Here is a 20164-nt window from a genome sequence, read left to right as displayed (position 1 = left end):
TCAAGTAAAAACAAAACAGCAAACTAAAAACAGGACAGGTTATACAACCAGATACGGCAACACCGTATCAGACCAAATCGGAACAACCACACTCGTCAAACCCAGCGCCGCCGTCGAATACCCTTCAACCGTTCCAACACCTCATTCCGGATAAATTGAATCAAATCTTTTAAGCGATATGCCGTCTGTAAAATCTTCGGAGAATTTGTTTATCCCTCAATTTTCGGGCAAATCCGCTTGCTCCGACAATACTTCCCAATCATTACATTATTTTTAAAAACAGTATTTTTTAATGCCGTACATATTTCTTTTCATTTTTAGGCAAACAGTCCCTCCATTCCCTATAAAGGCCGTCTGCAAAATCAATAAATACCTGTGATTTTAATGATTAAATAAATATTTTATGTTATATTCCACACAATAAATTTCTCATGCAGTATTTTCTAAAATTATCTATGCCGCACAATTATTGATGGCCGGCATAGATATAGTCATTTAAAATAAGAATGATACAGCGTTGCTTTGCCTTGCCGTACTATGTGTACTGTCTGCGGCTTCGCTGCCTTGTCTCATTCTTATTTTATTCGACTATAAAATACCCGAAACCGACACAAGGACCAATCCATGACTTCCCCTCTCAATGTTATCCGCGACGACATTCAGGCAATGACTGCTTATCATGTTGCAGACCTGCCGGAAGGTTTTATCAAACTGGATGCAATGGAAAGCCCTTACCACCCTTTTGCGGCCTCGGAAACATTATTGGACGAATGGAAGGAATTATTGGCCCAATCCGCCATCAACCTTTATCCCAATCCTGCAACCAGCGGTTTGCAGACGGCCTTGCGTCAAGTGTTCGGCATTCCCGAGTCCGCACAAATTGCCTTGGGCAACGGATCTGACGAACTGATTCAATTTCTGACCATGCTGGTTGCCAAACCCGGCGCCACCATGCTGGCGGTCGAACCGAGCTTTGTGATGTACAAACACAACGCCGCACTGTACGGCATGAATTATGTCGGCGTTCCGCTGAACGAAGATTTCACGCTCAATCTGCCCGCAGTATTGGCCGCCATCGAGCAGCACAACCCTTCTTTGATTTTTATTACCTATCCCAACAACCCGACCGGCGTATGTTTCCGCCGCGAGGAAGTTGAAGCGGTGATCCGCGCTGCCAACGGTATCGTGGTTGTCGATGAAGCATACGGAGCGTTCAGCCATGACAGCTTCCTCTCACAAGCCGGAAAGCCGGACAATCTGGTCATCATGCGTACCGTCAGCAAAATCGGCTTTGCCGGTATCCGTCTCGGTTATGCTTGCGGCAGCCCGGTTGTCATGAACGAATTGGCAAAAATCCTTCCCCCTTACAACATGAACCAGCTCAGCCTCGCCACCGCCAAATTCGCCATGAAACACGCGGAAGTTATCCAACAGACCGTTGCCGCACTCAAAGCCGAGCGCGAACGTGTTTTTACCGAACTTTCGCACATCGGCGGTTTGCAAGCCTTTCCCAGCGAAGCAAACTTCATTACCGTACGCGTACCCGATGCACAAGCCCTGTACGATGCGCTTAAAGCCGAAAAAATCCTGATTAAAAAACTGCACGGCGCACACCCGCTCCTATCGCAATGCCTGCGGCTGACCATCGGCTCGCCCGAACAAAACGATGCCGTATTATCGGTTATCCGCAAACTGTACCGCTGAATTTCCCATTGCATTACCTTTAAAAGAGACTGTCCGATGAACAAAACACAACTTCACCTCACCAACCTGCTCCTGCTGATCGAAGAAGCCGGCAGCCTGACCAAACTGGCACGCAAATGCGGCTATGAAAACGGAGCCTCGCTTTCGCAACTCAAACGCCGTCTGGAAACCCAAGGCGAAGACGAAAAAGCCCGAGGCATCCGTCCCAGTCTTGCTCTGAAACTGGAACAAGGCATGGGCAAACGCAAAGGCTGGCTCGACCGCGACCACAGCAAAGACGCAGAAAAAGCAGCAGCCCGCATGGCAGCAGAAGACAACAAACACCCTGCTTCCGAAAACATAATGTCCGAACACGGCAGCGCAACAGACTTCACCATTGCCACCGAAGGCCGCTTTGCACACGTTACCCGCAACACCAGCGAAACCCAAATCAGCATTTCCCTCAATCTCGACGGAACCGGCAAAGCACGCTTCGATACCGGCGTACCGTTTTTGGAACATATGCTCGACCAAATCGCCCGCCACGGCTTAATCGATTTGGACATCACCTGCAAAGGCGATTTGCACATCGACGACCACCATACCGTTGAAGACATCGGCATCACACTCGGTCAGGCGCTCAAACAAGCGTTGGGCAGCAAAGCCGGCATCCGCCGCTACGGCCATTCTTATGTACCGCTGGACGAAGCCTTAAGCCGTGTCGTCTTGGATTTGTCCGGCCGCCCCGGTTTGACGTACAACATCGAATTTACCCGCGCCATGATCGGCCGCTTCGATGTTGATTTGTTCAGCGAATTTTTCCACGGCTTGGTCAACCACAGCATGATGACGCTGCATATCGACAACCTGCGCGGCTACAATGCCCACCATCAGGCAGAAACCGTTTTCAAAGCCTTCGGCCGCGCCCTGCGTATGGCAGTGGAATTTGACGATCGCATGGCAGGAAAAATGCCCTCAACCAAAGGCACGTTGACCGACTAGCCCCCAAAAGCCGTCTGCAAATTGCAGACGGCTTTTGCACATTTATTGCGTTTATGTTTCAATAACAAAACCCATACAAGGAGGAACTTTCCCATGCAAAACCAAACCACTTCAATCGGCTGGATCGGCATCGGGCAAATGGGCGTACCGATGGTATCGAGACTGCTGGACAACGGCATTACCGTCGGCATTTACAACCGCTCTCCCGACAAAACCCAAACGCTGGAAGCCAAAGGCGCAACATCCTATCCGAGCATTGCCGCGCTGCTGCAACATCATGACGTTATTTTCCTGATGGTTTCCGACTATGCCGCCGTGCTCGACATTTTAGATGGCGACACCCAAAAACTGCTGCCGGGCAAAACCATCATCAACATGAGCACCATCGCACCGTCTGAAAACTTGGCCGTCAAACAACTGGTTGAAGCAGCAGGCGGACGCTTTGCCGAAGCGCCGGTATCCGGATCGGTTGCCCCGGCCACCAATGGCACACTGCTGATTTTGTTCGGCGGCGAAGCAGACATTCTCGAACCGCTGCAACAAGTATTTTCCTACTTGGGCAAAAAAACCTTCCACTTCGGCGGCGTAGGAAAAGGTTCCGGCGCAAAACTGGTGCTCAATTCCCTGCTGGGCATCTTTGGCGAAGCATACAGCGAGGCTATGCTGATGGCACGCCGTTTCGAAATCGATACCGATGCCATCATCGAAGCCGTAGGCGGTTCCGCCATGGATTCGCCCATGTTCCAAACCAAAAAATCACTTTGGGCAGAAGAACGCTTTCCGGCAGCCTTTATGCTGAAACACGCCAGCAAAGACTTAAACCTCGCCTGCGCGGAAATGGCAGCAGCCGGCTGCACCCTCCCGGCGCTGGAAACCGTTGCACAAAGCTACCGCGAAGCCGTTGCCGGCGGATTCGGAGAAGATGACGTATCCGGTGTTTACCAAAAGTTGAACAAATAAAATAAAAAGCACTGCCGTATGTCATCGTACAAACATGGCATACGGCACTTTTTATAGTCGAATAAAATGAGAATGAGACAAGGCAGCGAAGCCGCAGACAGTACAGATAGTACGACAAGGCAAAGCAACGCCGTATCATTCTTATTTTAAAAGACTATATTCACACAACAAACCGTATAAGCCATCCGCATAAAAGGCCGTCTGCAAAATCAAATTTGCAGACGGCCTTTTCATTTCAAAACCAATATGGCGATACGGAATTATTTGCCCAATGCGCCCAACACTTCCGCCTTCACGGCCTCAACGGCTTGCGTGCCGTCCACTTTGATGTATTTCGGCGCGTGTTCGCCGGTCAGTTTGCTGTAAAAACCGACCAAGACTTCGGTTTGCCCGTGGTACACGTCCAAGCGTTTTTTCACGGTTTCTTCTTTGTCGTCGTCGCGCTGGATCAAATCTTCGCCGGTTACGTCGTCTTTGCCTTCCACTTTCGGCGGATTGTAGGCAATATGGTAGGTACGGCCGGAAGCCAAGTGCACGCGGCGGCCGCTCATGCGGTCGACAATCACGCTGTCGGGCACATCGATTTCAACCACGGCATCCAAATCCACACCTGCCTCCACCATCGCTTCGGCTTGCGCCAGCGTGCGCGGGAAACCGTCAAACAGAAAGCCGTTTTTGCAGTCGTCTTGGGCGATGCGTTCTTTGACCATACCGATGATGATGTCGTCGCGCACCAAGCCGCCTTCGTCAATAATTTTTTTCGCTTCCAAACCCAGCGGCGTACCGGCTTTAATCGCCGCACGCAGCATGTCGCCTGTGGAAATCTGCGGAATACCGAACGCGGCGGTAATGAATTGCGCCTGAGTGCCTTTGCCTGCGCCGGGTGCGCCCAACAGTAATACTTTCATAGGTGTTCCTTAAACGATGGATGAAGTGTTAAAAACTTTACATTATTTATCATAATACTTTACAGGCCGTCTGAAAAGTCTGCCGCTGTCCGGACGGCCTGCCGCACGGAAAATCCGCCCTGCCGTTTTGCGTACTGCCGGCCTGTTTCAGACGGCCTGAAACGCTGCCCGCACGCGGTCCAAATCTTCCTGCGTATCCACACCGGCGGCCGGGGCTTTGCCGGTTATTTCCACCGCAATCGGGAAGCCGTGCCACAACACGCGCAACTGCTCCAGAGATTCGGTGGTTTCCAGCGGCGACACGCTCATTTCGGCGTAGCGTTGCAAAAATCCGGCACGGTAGGCGTAAATACCGATATGGCGCAGCGGCACGGTTTCGGGCAGCTTTTTCTCGCCGCGGAGCATGCTGTCGCGCGGATAGGCAATCGGGGCGCGGCTGAAATAGAGCGCGTTGCGGTTTTTATCGAGTACGACTTTGACCACGTTCGGATTCATAAACTCGTCGAAATCGTGCAGCTCGTGCGCGGCGGTTGCCATCTGCACATTGTTTTCCACCAATACTTCGGCGGTGCGGTTAATCAGTTCCGGCTCGATTAAAGGCTCGTCGCCCTGTACATTCACCACGATTTGGTGCTGTGGCAGCTTCAACAGGGCGGCTGCTTCGGCCAAACGGGTGCTGCCGCTTTCGTGTTTTTCGGAAGTCATGACCACTTCCACGCCGTGCGCCGCGCAGGCCGTCTGAATATCGGCATGGTCGGTCGCCACCACCACGCGCACCGCGTTGCTTTTGGCGGCCTGCTCTGCCACGCGCACCACCATCGGTTTGCCGCAGATGTCGGCCAAAGCCTTGCCCGGCAGGCGCGAAGACGACAGCCTCGCCGGAATCAAAACGACAAATTCGGTCATGCGTGCAACTCCTCTTCGCTCAATTCGCGCGCTTCGTTTTCCAGCATATAGGGAATGCCGTCACGAATCGGATACGCCAGCTTGGCTTGGCGGCTCCACAACTCCTGCTTGTCCTGACGGTATTCGAGTTTGCCTTTGGTAACGGGGCAGACCAGGATGTCTAAAAATTTTTTTTCCATATGGGTTGGTTCCGTTGGTTGGTCGGCCGTTTCAGACGGCCTGATATTCGGGGCGGCAGGCTTGGATTAGGGGGCGGAGGGTACGCGCGTTTGCCGAATTCAAAATATCAAAAAATATCAAAATAAAAAAGCACGTGCGCGGTTTGCGCCACACCCTGCCGGTTGGTTTGCAGACGGCCCAAGGTGCCGCCCATCCGCCTGCGGAATAAATTTGGCGCAAATGCAAGGCTGCAAAGCGGGCAGCTTGCGGACCTGCAAAGCTGAAAGTACCGCAAAGCCGGACACCTTGCGGGCATTTCCAACGCAGCAGGCGCGCTTTTACGCCCCAATATTGCCGCGTGGCGAAATGCCGGCAGCCCCTAAAACAAAGTCCGCCAAATCAGGTTCGATTATCGCACAAATGGGCAGTACCCACACATTTTCCGTTGCTGCGGAGGGCGAAAGCTTCACCGCGTCTTTTTCGGTGATGATTACCGCCCCGGCCTGCGGCAGATCGGCAGGAGAGAAATCGGCGTGGTCGGGCAGCGCGACGGTTTGCGCGGGATTCAGCCCCATGTCGCGCAGGCTGTTGAAAAAACGCTCGGGCTTGGCAATCCCGGCCACGGCGGCAAAGCTGCTGTTTTTCAGACGGCCTAAATCGGCGGTTTCGCTTTTATCGTTGAAACGGTATATCTGCCCCGCTTCAACACGGCTGTGAAACAAATGTTCAGACGGCCTGAAATCCGCCGCCGCCCTGCCGCCGCCCACCACCACCGCGTCCACGCTGTTCAAACGGCCCAAAGGCTCGCGCAGGCCGCCGTTTGGCATCAAATCCAAATCCTGCCGCGCCGTATCCGCAGCGGGGAATACCGCAATTTCCACATCACGCTGCAAGGCATAATGCTGCAAACCGTCGTCGGCGACAATCATATCCAAATCGGGATAAGCCGCCAGCAATGCCCTGCCCGCCTCCGCGCGGCGGCTGCCCACCGCCGTCGGCGCGGCGGTTTGGCGGTAGAGCAGCAGCGGCTCGTCGCCTGCCTGCGCCGCTGTTGATTGCGCGCCCAACACATGAACCGCTTTATCCTTGCGCCCGTAACCGCGGCTGATGATGCCCACTTTCACGCCGCGCCGCTGCAAACCCGACACCAGCGACGACACCACCGGCGTTTTGCCCGCGCCGCCCGCATGGATATTGCCGACAACCACCACCGGCACGGGCAGCTTCTCGCTTTTCAGACGGCCTGATAAAAAATCCGCCCGCCGCTTGGCGGCAATCCGCGCAAACACCCATGAAAACGGCTTGAGGAAAAACGACAGCAGCGGATTCGGGCGTTGCCAATGATGTTCGATGATTTGGTGGAGTTTGGGCATTTTTGCAGACGGCCTTATATTTTTAAATAACTGATTTTTCCGGTATTGCTGATACTGATTTTTTTCTCATGAACCAAACGGTTAATCAACTTTTCAATTTTCTTGTCTGATAACTTTAAAACCGATTGAAATGAATTGCGTAATGCACTGCGGCTGGAAGGTTTGTTCTTAGCGAATTTTTTAAAATATGCGGAAACCTTCTGCATGATTTGCATATCATCCTCTTGAGCCGCAATGACCGCAGGAGGTTGTGCTCTGATTTCCAAAGGAAAAGGGGGGATATTCGATTTTTGCGCCTTTTATCCTCAAAATCTTCTTGGTCAGGCAAAATTTCAATATATCGTCTATTGTTGCCTCTTCAATTTCCACACAAAAAATCTGCGCCTGCGAACGCAATACATTTTTTGCAGCAGGTACGGTTTTGGGTTTGGCTGCGGCCAACTTCCCAACCAAACGCTTTAAAATACTATCGCTGTCCAAATGATAGCAAACAAGATTCGTACCGCTCTCCAAAGAAATCAATTCTTTATCTGTCATTCTCTTAATAATCAGATCTACTGCTTCCTGCTTTTGATTGTCATCAAATGTTACAAATTCTTCCTCAAACAGCTTGGATAACCCGGTTTGCAGATTTTTCATGACCCTCGGGCGGAATGTATCAGGCTGAATCAATAAGCTGACCGCTTTCTTCGCACATTGGTTGATAAAAGTCGGCGATTGATGCAAAGGGACAGGCACTGATATTTCCACATCATTATTATCTTGCACCACTTCCTGCTTTTCCAATAAAACCGCTTCACTTTGTACCGCTTCCGACAATTCCGACAGGCGAACGATTCCCCTGCAAAGTTTCGCATCGGCCAAATGCTCCACCAAAACATCAAACCCGCCGTCACACGACAGGATACAAATCAATGCTTCACGGTCTTGCTCGGTAATTTTGCCCAAATAATATGCCAAATAAAAGTCCAACGCATTTTTACCGGTTTTGGCAACGCGCACAAAATGCACGTTTTTCCCGAAACGGCATAAAGCCTCACACAACTCTACTGATAAAGTTTTCTGCTGCAACTTTCCTAAAAAAAGCCAAATATGGCAGTTTTCACCATCAAGCCCGTTCAACTGCTCCGCTTTTGGTCGGACGTTTTCAAAATCAATCAAAATATGTTTCATGCGTTCCCCATTTATTTTTATCGTAACCGTGATGAATATATCATCAAAGCCGCACGGCTACAAAGGCCGTCTGAAAACCTTTATAATCCGCCCATTCTTTATCTCCGCCGCCATCCCTTATGTCCGAACTTTTCGCCCCGACCGCCCTTTCCGTTTCCGAACTCAACGCACTCGCCAAAAACCTGCTGGAAGACCACCTCTCCGGCCTGTGGATTGCGGGCGAGGTATCGAATTTAACCCGCGCCTCCAGCGGGCATTATTATTTCTCGCTCAAAGACAGCCGTGCCCAAGTACGCTGCGCCATGTTTAAAGGTACGGCCGCGCGTTTGGCCGCGCCCCTGAAAGAGGGCGGCCACATCGAGGTATCGGGCAAAATCAGCATTTACGAGGCGCGGGGCGAATTTCAGATTACGGTAAACGAAGTGCGGCTGATGGGTTTGGGACGGCTTTACGAAGCTTATGAGCGGCTGAAAACGAAATTGCAGGCCGAGGGCGTATTTGATGCGGCGCGGAAAAAACCTCTGCCCGAACGTCCCCGCGCCATCGGCATCGTTACCAGTTTGGCGGCGGCGGCCTTGCGCGATGTGGTCACGACGCTCAAACGGCGCGCACCGGAAATTCCGGTGGTGGTTTATCCGACTGCGGTACAGGGTGCGGGCAGCGAATTGCAGATTGCCCAAGCGGTTCGGACGGCCTCGGCGCGGGCGGAAACGGATGTGCTGATTGTGTGCCGCGGCGGGGGCAGCATCGAGGATTTGTGGGCGTTTAACGAAGAAGCGGTCGTCCGCGCCATCGAAGCCTGTACGGTTCCCGTGGTCAGCGGCGTGGGGCACGAAACAGACTTTACGCTGTCGGACTTCGCCGCCGATGTGCGCGCCCCCACACCCACCGGTGCGGCGGAACTCGTCAGCCCCAACCGTTTGGAAACGCTGGCGAAGCTCGCCCTGCTGCAAGGCCGTCTGAAAGACGTGCTCCAACAGCGTTATTACGATGCCAGCCAGCGCGTAGACTGGCTGGCGCGGCAAATCCGCCATCCGCGCCAAAAGCTCGGCGACGAACGCGCTTATTTGAATACGCTGGCGCAAAACCTGCGTTTTGCCATGCTGCAAAACCAGCGTTTCCGCACACAGCAGTTTGAACGGGCGAAACAGTCGCTGCAACACGGCAGGCCGGATACCGCCACGGCAAGGCGCGAAGTGGCGAAGTTTCAGACGGCCTTGCCGCAATCGTTTGCCCTGCTGCTGCAACAACGCCGCCAAGCCTTGGAAAAGCAGGCCGCCCTTTTGGAAGCGGTGTCGCCGCAGCATATTTTGGAACGCGGCTTTTCGGTGGTGAAAAATACGCGCGGGCAAGTCGTCCGCAGCGCGGCGGCGTTGAAACAGGGGCAGAAACTGCACATCACCTTTGCCGACGGAGAAACCGACGTGCGCGTTACCGGCGAAGCGGCGCAGGGGGATTTGTTTGATTTTTCCTGAACGCCGAATATTGCAAAAATTGTTCCATCATCAATTTTTTAAGTTTGCCGAACAGCAAGATTGTCAGAATCGTTCCTCTCAAAAGCATTATTTTTATTTGGATAATTTGCATAAAAACCATGATGAAAATTTTGGTAAATACGGTACTGCCAAAGGCTGGTTTAGTAAAGAATACAAACTGATAAACTATTGTTATAAACTATTGCAAGAATACGTTTTTTAAATCCCAACGCCCCAAGATGCGCGATATGCCGTCTGCAAAATTCCATTTCCCAAAGGTCGGAATCATGAAAAAAACCGCTTTCTTCCTGCTTGCCCTGCCTGCCGCCGCAGCCGCCCAAACACCGCTGCTGTCCACCGACAGCTACACTTTCCATGCACAGAAAAAATGTCTGAAAGACAACGTATGTGCGGAAATACGCATTACCCTGCCGAAAACAGGTTCTGAATCGGTTGACGAAACCATTAAATACGCTGCATTGCAGGCAGACGCCGAACTTATCCTCTCCGACCAAGACCGGCAAAAGCAATACCGCACGGCTTTTGCGGAAACTTTCAACGAATTGCGCGAATACCGCAAAGCCGGCAGCCATATCGACAACCTTTATTTTTATGACGATACCGCATTGCTTTACCAGCGCGGCAATATTGCCTATTTCCGCAACTTTGCCGACAGCTATACCGGCGGTGCGCACAATCATTACACCATCCGCTATTTCATGCTGGATGCAGACAGCAGCAAACTCATTACCCTCGACGATTTACTCCGAAGCGGTACGCGCCCCCGCTTGAACGGGTTGCTGCAAAACGCATACGACAACTATATCCGCGAACATTCCGGCTGTACGAATGAAAGCGAATGCGATGCAGCCCTACGCGACCACAAAACCTTTTTTGCAGCCGAAGCCCCGCTGACCAACTTCACCACTACCGCCGACGGGCTGACATTTCATTACAGCCCTTACGAAGTCGGCCCGTGGGCGGCAGGAGCAATCGAATTGACCGTTTACTGGCATGACTTGCAAGACATCATCAAACCGCAATACCGCTGGTTTTAGCAAACAGCGTATTTTTCAGACGGCATCATCATGGCAACCTACCTTGCTTGGCGTACTCCGCCCTCTCTTTCCGCATTGCAACGCGCAACCGCCGCACACACCAAACCGCTGTACCTGATTATTTGTTTGCCTGACAATAAAATCCCTGAATTTGCATTCACGGAAGAAGAAACCACGGCATATACTTCTCAAAAATTGCCGTCTGCTTCTGCTGCCGAGTGGCAAAGCCGTCTGCAAAAAGCCACACAATGTCTGCAATTCAACGGCATGAATGTTGTCGAGCACCTTCTGCCCGATGTCCATTTGTGGATTGCCCCGCCCGTCTGCGCCGACAGATTGCCCGATTATTTCGGTAACGCCCCGCTGATTTGGCAAACCGAAGCATTGCCGCAAACCGCCTCCCCCGCGCCCAAACCGTGGTTTATGCCGTCTGCAAATCACACACCGCCCGACAGCGTATTGGTTATCGGCGCAGGTATTGCCGGTGCGTCCACCGCACGGCTGCTGGCAGAACAAGGCATACCCGTTACCGTATTGGAACGCGGCCGTATCGCACAAGGCGGTTCGGGCAACCGGCAAGGGCTGCTTTATGCCAAAATCTCGCCCAATCCGACCGAGCAAACCGAACTGCTGCTGGCCGGCTACGGCTACACCCGCCGTCTGCTGGAAACCCTGCTCCCCGAAGCAGACTGCTGGGGCGGCAGCGGCGTTGTCCACCTCGATTACAACGAAGCCGAACGCAAACGCCATCAGGCATTGACCCTGCATACCCACCACCGGCACCTCTACCGCCGCGTTACATCGTCCGAAATACAAACCATCAGCGGTTTGGACTTTTTTGCAGACGGCATGTATTGGCCGCAAGGCGTATGGCTCAACCCGCCCGGCCTGATACGCGCCCTGCTCGACCACCCCCTCATCACCGTTCGCGAACATTCTCCGCTCTGCCGTTCGGAGTACCGGCAAAACCGCTGGTTCGCACATACCCCGCAAGACACATTCGAGGGCAGTCACATCGTGTACTGCATGGGGGCACACAGCCCCTATGCGGCCGAAACCGATGTTGCCGCCCTGCCGTACCGCCAAATCCGCGGCCAAACCGGCCTTGCCCGCGCCGGTACCTTATCCGCACAACTCAAATGCGCCGTTTCCGGAGAAAGCTACATCAGCCCTGCTTGGCAAAACCTGCACTGCTACGGCGCAACATTCGGCATCAACAACAACGATGAGCGTTGGCAGGAAACCGATGAAATGGAAAACCGCCGTATGCTGCACCGTCTGCATCCGCTGCTGGCGTACGACCTGCTTGCCGAATATACAGACGGCATGAATATGCACCTGCCTGCTTCCGGCCATGCCGCCCTGCGTTGCGACAGCCCCGACCATCTGCCCATGGTGGGCGCAGTCGGCAACATTTCCGCCATGCAGCAGGCTTATGCCAAACTCGCCTTAGACAAAAACTACCGTATCCTTACGCCCTGCCCCTACCTGCCCAACGCCTATCTCAACACCGCCCACGGCACACGCGGCCTGACAACCGCCCCCATCTGCTCCGCTTCTTTAGTTGCCGAAATGCTCGGTTTGCCGCAACCGCTGTCGCCGACACTCCGCCAAGCCCTGCACCCCAACCGAACCGTTATCCGCGCCATTATTCGCCAACAGCCCTTGCTTGCAACGGAATAATCCGCAGGCAGGCCGTCTGCAAAACCGTTACCTTGATTTTGCAGACGGCTTTTACCGCCAAAACTTTGTCCTGCTTCACAGAAACTCTGTTTTAACCTTGCAGAAACTCCGTTTTAGCTTCGCAGAAACTCCGTTTTAGCTTCGCAGAAACTCCGTTTTAGCTTCGCAGAAACTCCGTTTTAGCTTCGCAGAAACTCCGTTTTCTTTTAAAATACCGCCCTGACGAATTTTGAGAATGACATCATGAATTTACACCAAACCGTAACCCGTGAGGCCGAAGCGGCGTTCGAGCAGGCCGGTATCGCGGGTGCGCCTGTGGTTTTGCAGCCTGCCAAGAATGCCGAATTCGGCGACTTCCAAATCAACGGCGTGATGGGGGCGGCGAAACAGGCCAAGCAAAATCCGCGCGAATTGGCGCAGAAAGTTGCCGATGCGCTGGTCGGAAACGCCGTTATCGAATCTGCCGAAGTGGCCGGCCCCGGCTTTATCAACCTGCGCCTGAAGCCCGGATTTTTGGCGCAGCATATTCAGACGGCCTTAAGCGACCCGCGCTTGGGCGTGGCGGAAACCGCCGATAAAAAAACCGTGGTCATCGACTATTCTTCGCCGAATCTGGCCAAAGAAATGCACGTCGGCCACTTGCGCTCCAGCATCATCGGCGACAGCATTTCACGCGTGCTCGAATTTATGGGCAACCGCGTTATCCGCCAAAACCACGTCGGCGACTGGGGCACGCAGTTCGGCATGCTGGTGGCGTATATGGTCGAGCAGCAGAAAGACAACGCCGCGTTTGAATTGGCCGATTTGGAACAGTTTTACCGCAATGCCAAAGTGCGCTTCGATGAAGATCCGGCATTTGCCGACACCGCGCGCGAATATGTGGTGAAACTGCAAGGCGGTGATGAAACCGTGTTGTCACTGTGGAAGCAGTTTGTCGAAATCTCCCTCAGCCACGCCCAAGCCGTTTACGACACGCTGGGTTTGAAACTCACGCCCGAAGACGTGGCGGGCGAATCGCAATACAACGACGATTTGCAGCCGGTGGTAGATGATTTGGCCGCCAAAGGCTTGGCGGTGGAAGACGACGGCGCGAAAGTGGTGTTTTTGGAAGAATTTAAAAACAAAGAAGGCGAACCGGCGGCGTTTATCGTGCAGAAAAAAGGCGGCGGCTTTTTGTATGCCTCAACCGATTTGGCCTGCGTTTGCATAAAAACCATGATGAAAATTTTGGTAAATACGGTACTGCCAAAGGCTGGTTTAGTAAAGAATACAAACTGATAAACTATTGTTATAAACTATTGCAAGAATACGTTTTTTAAATCCCAACGCCCCAAGATGCGCGATATGCCGTCTGCAAAATTCCATTTCCCAAAGGTCGGAATCATGAAAAAAACCGCTTTCTTCCTGCTTGCCCTGCCTGCCGCCGCAGCCGCCCAAACACCGCTGCTGTCCACCGACAGCTACACTTTCCATGCACAGAAAAAATGTCTGAAAGACAACGTATGTGCGGAAATACGCATTACCCTGCCGAAAACAGGTTCTGAATCGGTTGACGAAACCATTAAATACGCTGCATTGCAGGCAGACGCCGAACTTATCCTCTCCGACCAAGACCGGCAAAAGCAATACCGCACGGCTTTTGCGGAAACTTTCAACGAATTGCGCGAATACCGCAAAGCCGGCAGCCATATCGACAACCTTTATTTTTATGACGATACCGCATTGCTTTACCAGCGCGGCAATATTGCCTATTTCCGCAACTTTGCCGACAGCTATACCGGCGGTGCGCACAATCATTACACCATCCGCTATTTCATGCTGGATGCAGACAGCAGCAAACTCATTACCCTCGACGATTTACTCCGAAGCGGTACGCGCCCCCGCTTGAACGGGTTGCTGCAAAACGCATACGACAACTATATCCGCGAACATTCCGGCTGTACGAATGAAAGCGAATGCGATGCAGCCCTACGCGACCACAAAACCTTTTTTGCAGCCGAAGCCCCGCTGACCAACTTCACCACTACCGCCGACGGGCTGACATTTCATTACAGCCCTTACGAAGTCGGCCCGTGGGCGGCAGGAGCAATCGAATTGACCGTTTACTGGCATGACTTGCAAGACATCATCAAACCGCAATACCGCTGGTTTTAGCAAACAGCGTATTTTTCAGACGGCATCATCATGGCAACCTACCTTGCTTGGCGTACTCCGCCCTCTCTTTCCGCATTGCAACGCGCAACCGCCGCACACACCAAACCGCTGTACCTGATTATTTGTTTGCCTGACAATAAAATCCCTGAATTTGCATTCACGGAAGAAGAAACCACGGCATATACTTCTCAAAAATTGCCGTCTGCTTCTGCTGCCGAGTGGCAAAGCCGTCTGCAAAAAGCCACACAATGTCTGCAATTCAACGGCATGAATGTTGTCGAGCACCTTCTGCCCGATGTCCATTTGTGGATTGCCCCGCCCGTCTGCGCCGACAGATTGCCCGATTATTTCGGTAACGCCCCGCTGATTTGGCAAACCGAAGCATTGCCGCAAACCGCCTCCCCCGCGCCCAAACCGTGGTTTATGCCGTCTGCAAATCACACACCGCCCGACAGCGTATTGGTTATCGGCGCAGGTATTGCCGGTGCGTCCACCGCACGGCTGCTGGCAGAACAAGGCATACCCGTTACCGTATTGGAACGCGGCCGTATCGCACAAGGCGGTTCGGGCAACCGGCAAGGGCTGCTTTATGCCAAAATCTCGCCCAATCCGACCGAGCAAACCGAACTGCTGCTGGCCGGCTACGGCTACACCCGCCGTCTGCTGGAAACCCTGCTCCCCGAAGCAGACTGCTGGGGCGGCAGCGGCGTTGTCCACCTCGATTACAACGAAGCCGAACGCAAACGCCATCAGGCATTGACCCTGCATACCCACCACCGGCACCTCTACCGCCGCGTTACATCGTCCGAAATACAAACCATCAGCGGTTTGGACTTTTTTGCAGACGGCATGTATTGGCCGCAAGGCGTATGGCTCAACCCGCCCGGCCTGATACGCGCCCTGCTCGACCACCCCCTCATCACCGTTCGCGAACATTCTCCGCTCTGCCGTTCGGAGTACCGGCAAAACCGCTGGTTCGCACATACCCCGCAAGACACATTCGAGGGCAGTCACATCGTGTACTGCATGGGGGCACACAGCCCCTATGCGGCCGAAACCGATGTTGCCGCCCTGCCGTACCGCCAAATCCGCGGCCAAACCGGCCTTGCCCGCGCCGGTACCTTATCCGCACAACTCAAATGCGCCGTTTCCGGAGAAAGCTACATCAGCCCTGCTTGGCAAAACCTGCACTGCTACGGCGCAACATTCGGCATCAACAACAACGATGAGCGTTGGCAGGAAACCGATGAAATGGAAAACCGCCGTATGCTGCACCGTCTGCATCCGCTGCTGGCGTACGACCTGCTTGCCGAATATACAGACGGCATGAATATGCACCTGCCTGCTTCCGGCCATGCCGCCCTGCGTTGCGACAGCCCCGACCATCTGCCCATGGTGGGCGCAGTCGGCAACATTTCCGCCATGCAGCAGGCTTATGCCAAACTCGCCTTAGACAAAAACTACCGTATCCTTACGCCCTGCCCCTACCTGCCCAACGCCTATCTCAACACCGCCCACGGCACACGCGGCCTGACAACCGCCCCCATCTGCTCCGCTTCTTTAGTTGCCGAAATGCTCGGTTTGCCGCAACCGCTGTCGCCGACACTCCGCCAAGCCCTGCACCCCAACCGAACCGTTATCCGCGCCATTATTCGCCAACAGCCCTTGCTTGCAACGGAATAATCCGCAGGCAGGCCGTCTGCAAAACCGTTACCTTGATTTTGCAGACGGCTTTTACCGCCAAAACTTTGTCCTGCTTCACAGAAACTCTGTTTTAACCTTGCAGAAACTCCGTTTTAGCTTCGCAGAAACTCCGTTTTAGCTTCGCAGAAACTCCGTTTTAGCTTCGCAGAAACTCCGTTTTAGCTTCGCAGAAACTCCGTTTTAGCTTCGCAGAAACTCCGTTTTCTTTTAAAATACCGCCCTGACGAATTTTGAGAATGACATCATGAATTTACACCAAACCGTAACCCGTGAGGCCGAAGCGGCGTTCGAGCAGGCCGGTATCGCGGGTGCGCCTGTGGTTTTGCAGCCTGCCAAGAATGCCGAATTCGGCGACTTCCAAATCAACGGCGTGATGGGGGCGGCGAAACAGGCCAAGCAAAATCCGCGCGAATTGGCGCAGAAAGTTGCCGATGCGCTGGTCGGAAACGCCGTTATCGAATCTGCCGAAGTGGCCGGCCCCGGCTTTATCAACCTGCGCCTGAAGCCCGGATTTTTGGCGCAGCATATTCAGACGGCCTTAAGCGACCCGCGCTTGGGCGTGGCGGAAACCGCCGATAAAAAAACCGTGGTCATCGACTATTCTTCGCCGAATCTGGCCAAAGAAATGCACGTCGGCCACTTGCGCTCCAGCATCATCGGCGACAGCATTTCACGCGTGCTCGAATTTATGGGCAACCGCGTTATCCGCCAAAACCACGTCGGCGACTGGGGCACGCAGTTCGGCATGCTGGTGGCGTATATGGTCGAGCAGCAGAAAGACAACGCCGCGTTTGAATTGGCCGATTTGGAACAGTTTTACCGCAATGCCAAAGTGCGCTTCGATGAAGATCCGGCATTTGCCGACACCGCGCGCGAATATGTGGTGAAACTGCAAGGCGGTGATGAAACCGTGTTGTCACTGTGGAAGCAGTTTGTCGAAATCTCCCTCAGCCACGCCCAAGCCGTTTACGACACGCTGGGTTTGAAACTCACGCCCGAAGACGTGGCGGGCGAATCGCAATACAACGACGATTTGCAGCCGGTGGTAGATGATTTGGCCGCCAAAGGCTTGGCGGTGGAAGACGACGGCGCGAAAGTGGTGTTTTTGGAAGAATTTAAAAACAAAGAAGGCGAACCGGCGGCGTTTATCGTGCAGAAAAAAGGCGGCGGCTTTTTGTATGCCTCAACCGATTTGGCCTGCGTTTGCATAAAAACCATGATGAAAATTTTGGTAAATACGGTACTGCCAAAGGCTGGTTTAGTAAAGAATACAAACTGATAAACTATTGTTATAAACTATTGCAAGAATACGTTTTTTAAATCCCAACGCCCCAAGATGCGCGATATGCCGTCTGCAAAATTCCATTTCCCAAAGGTCGGAATCATGAAAAAAACCGCTTTCTTCCTGCTTGCCCTGCCTGCCGCCGCAGCCGCCCAAACACCGCTGCTGTCCACCGACAGCTACACTTTCCATGCACAGAAAAAATGTCTGAAAGACAACGTATGTGCGGAAATACGCATTACCCTGCCGAAAACAGGTTCTGAATCGGTTGACGAAACCATTAAATACGCTGCATTGCAGGCAGACGCCGAACTTATCCTCTCCGACCAAGACCGGCAAAAGCAATACCGCACGGCTTTTGCGGAAACTTTCAACGAATTGCGCGAATACCGCAAAGCCGGCAGCCATATCGACAACCTTTATTTTTATGACGATACCGCATTGCTTTACCAGCGCGGCAATATTGCCTATTTCCGCAACTTTGCCGACAGCTATACCGGCGGTGCGCACAATCATTACACCATCCGCTATTTCATGCTGGATGCAGACAGCAGCAAACTCATTACCCTCGACGATTTACTCCGAAGCGGTACGCGCCCCCGCTTGAACGGGTTGCTGCAAAACGCATACGACAACTATATCCGCGAACATTCCGGCTGTACGAATGAAAGCGAATGCGATGCAGCCCTACGCGACCACAAAACCTTTTTTGCAGCCGAAGCCCCGCTGACCAACTTCACCACTACCGCCGACGGGCTGACATTTCATTACAGCCCTTACGAAGTCGGCCCGTGGGCGGCAGGAGCAATCGAATTGACCGTTTACTGGCATGACTTGCAAGACATCATCAAACCGCAATACCGCTGGTTTTAGCAAACAGCGTATTTTTCAGACGGCATCATCATGGCAACCTACCTTGCTTGGCGTACTCCGCCCTCTCTTTCCGCATTGCAACGCGCAACCGCCGCACACACCAAACCGCTGTACCTGATTATTTGTTTGCCTGACAATAAAATCCCTGAATTTGCATTCACGGAAGAAGAAACCACGGCATATACTTCTCAAAAATTGCCGTCTGCTTCTGCTGCCGAGTGGCAAAGCCGTCTGCAAAAAGCCACACAATGTCTGCAATTCAACGGCATGAATGTTGTCGAGCACCTTCTGCCCGATGTCCATTTGTGGATTGCCCCGCCCGTCTGCGCCGACAGATTGCCCGATTATTTCGGTAACGCCCCGCTGATTTGGCAAACCGAAGCATTGCCGCAAACCGCCTCCCCCGCGCCCAAACCGTGGTTTATGCCGTCTGCAAATCACACACCGCCCGACAGCGTATTGGTTATCGGCGCAGGTATTGCCGGTGCGTCCACCGCACGGCTGCTGGCAGAACAAGGCATACCCGTTACCGTATTGGAACGCGGCCGTATCGCACAAGGCGGTTCGGGCAACCGGCAAGGGCTGCTTTATGCCAAAATCTCGCCCAATCCGACCGAGCAAACCGAACTGCTGCTGGCCGGCTACGGCTACACCCGCCGTCTGCTGGAAACCCTGCTCCCCGAAGCAGACTGCTGGGGCGGCAGCGGCGTTGTCCACCTCGATTACAACGAAGCCGAACGCAAACGCCATCAGGCATTGACCCTGCATACCCACCACCGGCACCTCTACCGCCGCGTTACATCGTCCGAAATACAAACCATCAGCGGTTTGGACTTTTTTGCAGACGGCATGTATTGGCCGCAAGGCGTATGGCTCAACCCGCCCGGCCTGATACGCGCCCTGCTCGACCACCCCCTCATCACCGTTCGCGAACATTCTCCGCTCTGCCGTTCGGAGTACCGGCAAAACCGCTGGTTCGCACATACCCCGCAAGACACATTCGAGGGCAGTCACATCGTGTACTGCATGGGGGCACACAGCCCCTATGCGGCCGAAACCGATGTTGCCGCCCTGCCGTACCGCCAAATCCGCGGCCAAACCGGCCTTGCCCGCGCCGGTACCTTATCCGCACAACTCAAATGCGCCGTTTCCGGAGAAAGCTACATCAGCCCTGCTTGGCAAAACCTGCACTGCTACGGCGCAACATTCGGCATCAACAACAACGATGAGCGTTGGCAGGAAACCGATGAAATGGAAAACCGCCGTATGCTGCACCGTCTGCATCCGCTGCTGGCGTACGACCTGCTTGCCGAATATACAGACGGCATGAATATGCACCTGCCTGCTTCCGGCCATGCCGCCCTGCGTTGCGACAGCCCCGACCATCTGCCCATGGTGGGCGCAGTCGGCAACATTTCCGCCATGCAGCAGGCTTATGCCAAACTCGCCTTAGACAAAAACTACCGTATCCTTACGCCCTGCCCCTACCTGCCCAACGCCTATCTCAACACCGCCCACGGCACACGCGGCCTGACAACCGCCCCCATCTGCTCCGCTTCTTTAGTTGCCGAAATGCTCGGTTTGCCGCAACCGCTGTCGCCGACACTCCGCCAAGCCCTGCACCCCAACCGAACCGTTATCCGCGCCATTATTCGCCAACAGCCCTTGCTTGCAACGGAATAATCCGCAGGCAGGCCGTCTGCAAAACCGTTACCTTGATTTTGCAGACGGCTTTTACCGCCAAAACTTTGTCCTGCTTCACAGAAACTCT

16 protein-coding genes and 2 pseudogenes are annotated in these 20164 nt (G+C 53.6%); 12 read left to right on the top strand and 6 right to left on the bottom strand.

Going from position 1 to position 20164, the window contains the following annotated elements:
* Positions 1-624 precede the first annotated feature (624 nt).
* The 3 genes from hisC to EL111_RS03855 all read left to right on the top strand — a co-directional run bounded on the left by hisC (position 625) and on the right by EL111_RS03855 (position 3645).
* Positions 625-1704: a histidinol-phosphate transaminase gene (gene hisC, locus EL111_RS03865; protein WP_123794938.1), complete on the top strand. Its 1080-nt coding sequence runs from the start codon at positions 625-627 to the stop codon at positions 1702-1704.
* A 36-nt stretch (positions 1705-1740) separates the two neighbouring features.
* Positions 1741-2685 carry an imidazoleglycerol-phosphate dehydratase HisB gene (gene hisB / locus EL111_RS03860; protein WP_123794939.1) on the top strand — a complete coding sequence of 315 codons (945 nt, stop codon included), beginning with the start codon at positions 1741-1743 and terminating at the stop codon, positions 2683-2685.
* Positions 2686-2778: 93 nt separating this feature from the next.
* Complete coding sequence (locus EL111_RS03855) at positions 2779-3645, top strand: NAD(P)-dependent oxidoreductase (protein WP_123794940.1); 867 nt, start codon at positions 2779-2781, stop codon at positions 3643-3645.
* Positions 3646-3905: 260 nt separating this feature from the next.
* Here the strand turns inward: EL111_RS03855 and adk are convergent, their stop codons facing one another.
* From adk to EL111_RS03825, 6 genes are all read right to left on the bottom strand, one after another.
* On the bottom strand, positions 3906-4553 hold the full coding sequence (adk, locus tag EL111_RS03850) for an adenylate kinase (protein WP_123794941.1): 648 nt from the start codon (positions 4551-4553) through the stop codon (positions 3906-3908).
* A gap of 147 nt (positions 4554-4700) precedes the next feature.
* Positions 4701-5459: a 3-deoxy-manno-octulosonate cytidylyltransferase gene (gene kdsB, locus EL111_RS03845; RefSeq protein WP_123794942.1), complete on the bottom strand. Its 759-nt coding sequence runs from the start codon at positions 5457-5459 to the stop codon at positions 4701-4703.
* Entirely contained in the window at positions 5456-5638 is a 183-nt protein-coding gene (locus tag EL111_RS03840; RefSeq protein ID WP_066076556.1) for a Trm112 family protein, read from the bottom strand. The genes kdsB and EL111_RS03840 overlap by 4 nt, the downstream gene beginning before the upstream one ends.
* Before the next feature lie 318 nt (positions 5639-5956).
* Positions 5957-6991: a tetraacyldisaccharide 4'-kinase gene (gene lpxK, locus EL111_RS03835; RefSeq protein WP_123794943.1), complete on the bottom strand. Its 1035-nt coding sequence runs from the start codon at positions 6989-6991 to the stop codon at positions 5957-5959.
* 14 nt (positions 6992-7005) lie between these two features.
* On the bottom strand, positions 7006-7206 hold the full coding sequence (locus tag EL111_RS03830) for a hypothetical protein (protein ID WP_123794944.1): 201 nt from the start codon (positions 7204-7206) through the stop codon (positions 7006-7008).
* A gap of 1 nt (position 7207) precedes the next feature.
* Complete coding sequence (locus EL111_RS03825) at positions 7208-8164, bottom strand: PIN domain-containing protein (protein WP_162842959.1); 957 nt, start codon at positions 8162-8164, stop codon at positions 7208-7210.
* Between the two features lie 119 nt (positions 8165-8283).
* Here EL111_RS03825 and xseA point away from each other — a divergent pair, with 119 nt between their 5' ends.
* The 9 genes and pseudogenes from xseA (at position 8284) to mnmC1 (EL111_RS03780) (ending at position 20076) form a co-directional block, all read left to right on the top strand.
* Positions 8284-9639 carry an exodeoxyribonuclease VII large subunit gene (xseA, locus tag EL111_RS03820; protein WP_123794946.1) on the top strand — a complete coding sequence of 452 codons (1356 nt, stop codon included), beginning with the start codon at positions 8284-8286 and terminating at the stop codon, positions 9637-9639.
* A 287-nt stretch (positions 9640-9926) separates the two neighbouring features.
* Positions 9927-10697, top strand: a complete 771-nt coding sequence (locus EL111_RS03815; protein WP_162842960.1) for an RsiV family protein — start codon at positions 9927-9929, stop codon at positions 10695-10697.
* 30 nt (positions 10698-10727) lie between these two features.
* A complete protein-coding gene (mnmC1, locus tag EL111_RS03810; protein ID WP_123794948.1) occupies positions 10728-12380 on the top strand; it encodes an FAD-dependent 5-carboxymethylaminomethyl-2-thiouridine(34) oxidoreductase MnmC1 in 1653 nt (550 codons plus the stop codon).
* Between the two features lie 243 nt (positions 12381-12623).
* Positions 12624-13583, top strand: a pseudogene (gene argS / locus EL111_RS03805) (arginine--tRNA ligase); the annotation flags it as partial.
* Between the two features lie 180 nt (positions 13584-13763).
* Positions 13764-14534, top strand: coding sequence for an RsiV family protein (locus tag EL111_RS03800; protein WP_162842960.1), 771 nt, complete (start codon positions 13764-13766; stop codon positions 14532-14534).
* Positions 14535-14564: 30 nt separating this feature from the next.
* Positions 14565-16217 (top strand): FAD-dependent 5-carboxymethylaminomethyl-2-thiouridine(34) oxidoreductase MnmC1, encoded by a 1653-nt coding sequence (gene mnmC1 / locus EL111_RS03795; RefSeq protein WP_123794948.1) that lies wholly within the window; start codon positions 14565-14567, stop codon positions 16215-16217.
* 265 nt (positions 16218-16482) lie between these two features.
* A pseudogene (gene argS / locus EL111_RS03790) lies at positions 16483-17442 on the top strand (arginine--tRNA ligase); the annotation flags it as partial.
* Positions 17443-17622: 180 nt separating this feature from the next.
* A complete protein-coding gene (locus tag EL111_RS03785) occupies positions 17623-18393 on the top strand; it encodes an RsiV family protein (protein ID WP_162842960.1) in 771 nt (256 codons plus the stop codon).
* 30 nt (positions 18394-18423) lie between these two features.
* On the top strand, positions 18424-20076 hold the full coding sequence (gene mnmC1, locus EL111_RS03780; RefSeq protein ID WP_123794948.1) for an FAD-dependent 5-carboxymethylaminomethyl-2-thiouridine(34) oxidoreductase MnmC1: 1653 nt from the start codon (positions 18424-18426) through the stop codon (positions 20074-20076).
* Positions 20077-20164: the final 88 nt, after the last annotated feature.

The sequence above is a fragment of the Neisseria animalis genome (assembly GCF_900636515.1).
GTDB lineage: Bacteria > Pseudomonadota > Gammaproteobacteria > Burkholderiales > Neisseriaceae > Neisseria > Neisseria animalis.
This window is presented reverse-complemented; position numbering and strand designations above follow the sequence as displayed.

Bases quoted from the DNA above. Each gene is read 5' to 3' on its own strand.
- xseA (WP_123794946.1), top strand. From the start codon at position 8,284: ATGTCCGAACTTTTCGCCCCGACCGCCCTTTCCGTTTCCGAACTCAAC.
- kdsB (WP_123794942.1), bottom strand. From the start codon at position 5,459: ATGACCGAATTTGTCGTTTTGATTCCGGCGAGGCTGTCGTCTTCGCGC.
- EL111_RS03815 (WP_162842960.1), top strand. From the start codon at position 9,927: ATGAAAAAAACCGCTTTCTTCCTGCTTGCCCTGCCTGCCGCCGCAGCC.
- lpxK (WP_123794943.1), bottom strand. From the start codon at position 6,991: ATGCCCAAACTCCACCAAATCATCGAACATCATTGGCAACGCCCGAAT.
- EL111_RS03840 (WP_066076556.1), bottom strand. From the start codon at position 5,638: ATGGAAAAAAAATTTTTAGACATCCTGGTCTGCCCCGTTACCAAAGGC.
- EL111_RS03800 (WP_162842960.1), top strand. From the start codon at position 13,764: ATGAAAAAAACCGCTTTCTTCCTGCTTGCCCTGCCTGCCGCCGCAGCC.
- EL111_RS03830 (WP_123794944.1), bottom strand. From the start codon at position 7,206: ATGCAAATCATGCAGAAGGTTTCCGCATATTTTAAAAAATTCGCTAAG.
- EL111_RS03825 (WP_162842959.1), bottom strand. From the start codon at position 8,164: ATGAAACATATTTTGATTGATTTTGAAAACGTCCGACCAAAAGCGGAG.
- mnmC1 (WP_123794948.1), top strand. From the start codon at position 18,424: ATGGCAACCTACCTTGCTTGGCGTACTCCGCCCTCTCTTTCCGCATTG.
- EL111_RS03855 (WP_123794940.1), top strand. From the start codon at position 2,779: ATGCAAAACCAAACCACTTCAATCGGCTGGATCGGCATCGGGCAAATG.
- hisB (WP_123794939.1), top strand. From the start codon at position 1,741: ATGAACAAAACACAACTTCACCTCACCAACCTGCTCCTGCTGATCGAA.
- mnmC1 (WP_123794948.1), top strand. From the start codon at position 10,728: ATGGCAACCTACCTTGCTTGGCGTACTCCGCCCTCTCTTTCCGCATTG.
- adk (WP_123794941.1), bottom strand. From the start codon at position 4,553: ATGAAAGTATTACTGTTGGGCGCACCCGGCGCAGGCAAAGGCACTCAG.
- EL111_RS03785 (WP_162842960.1), top strand. From the start codon at position 17,623: ATGAAAAAAACCGCTTTCTTCCTGCTTGCCCTGCCTGCCGCCGCAGCC.
- hisC (WP_123794938.1), top strand. From the start codon at position 625: ATGACTTCCCCTCTCAATGTTATCCGCGACGACATTCAGGCAATGACT.
- mnmC1 (WP_123794948.1), top strand. From the start codon at position 14,565: ATGGCAACCTACCTTGCTTGGCGTACTCCGCCCTCTCTTTCCGCATTG.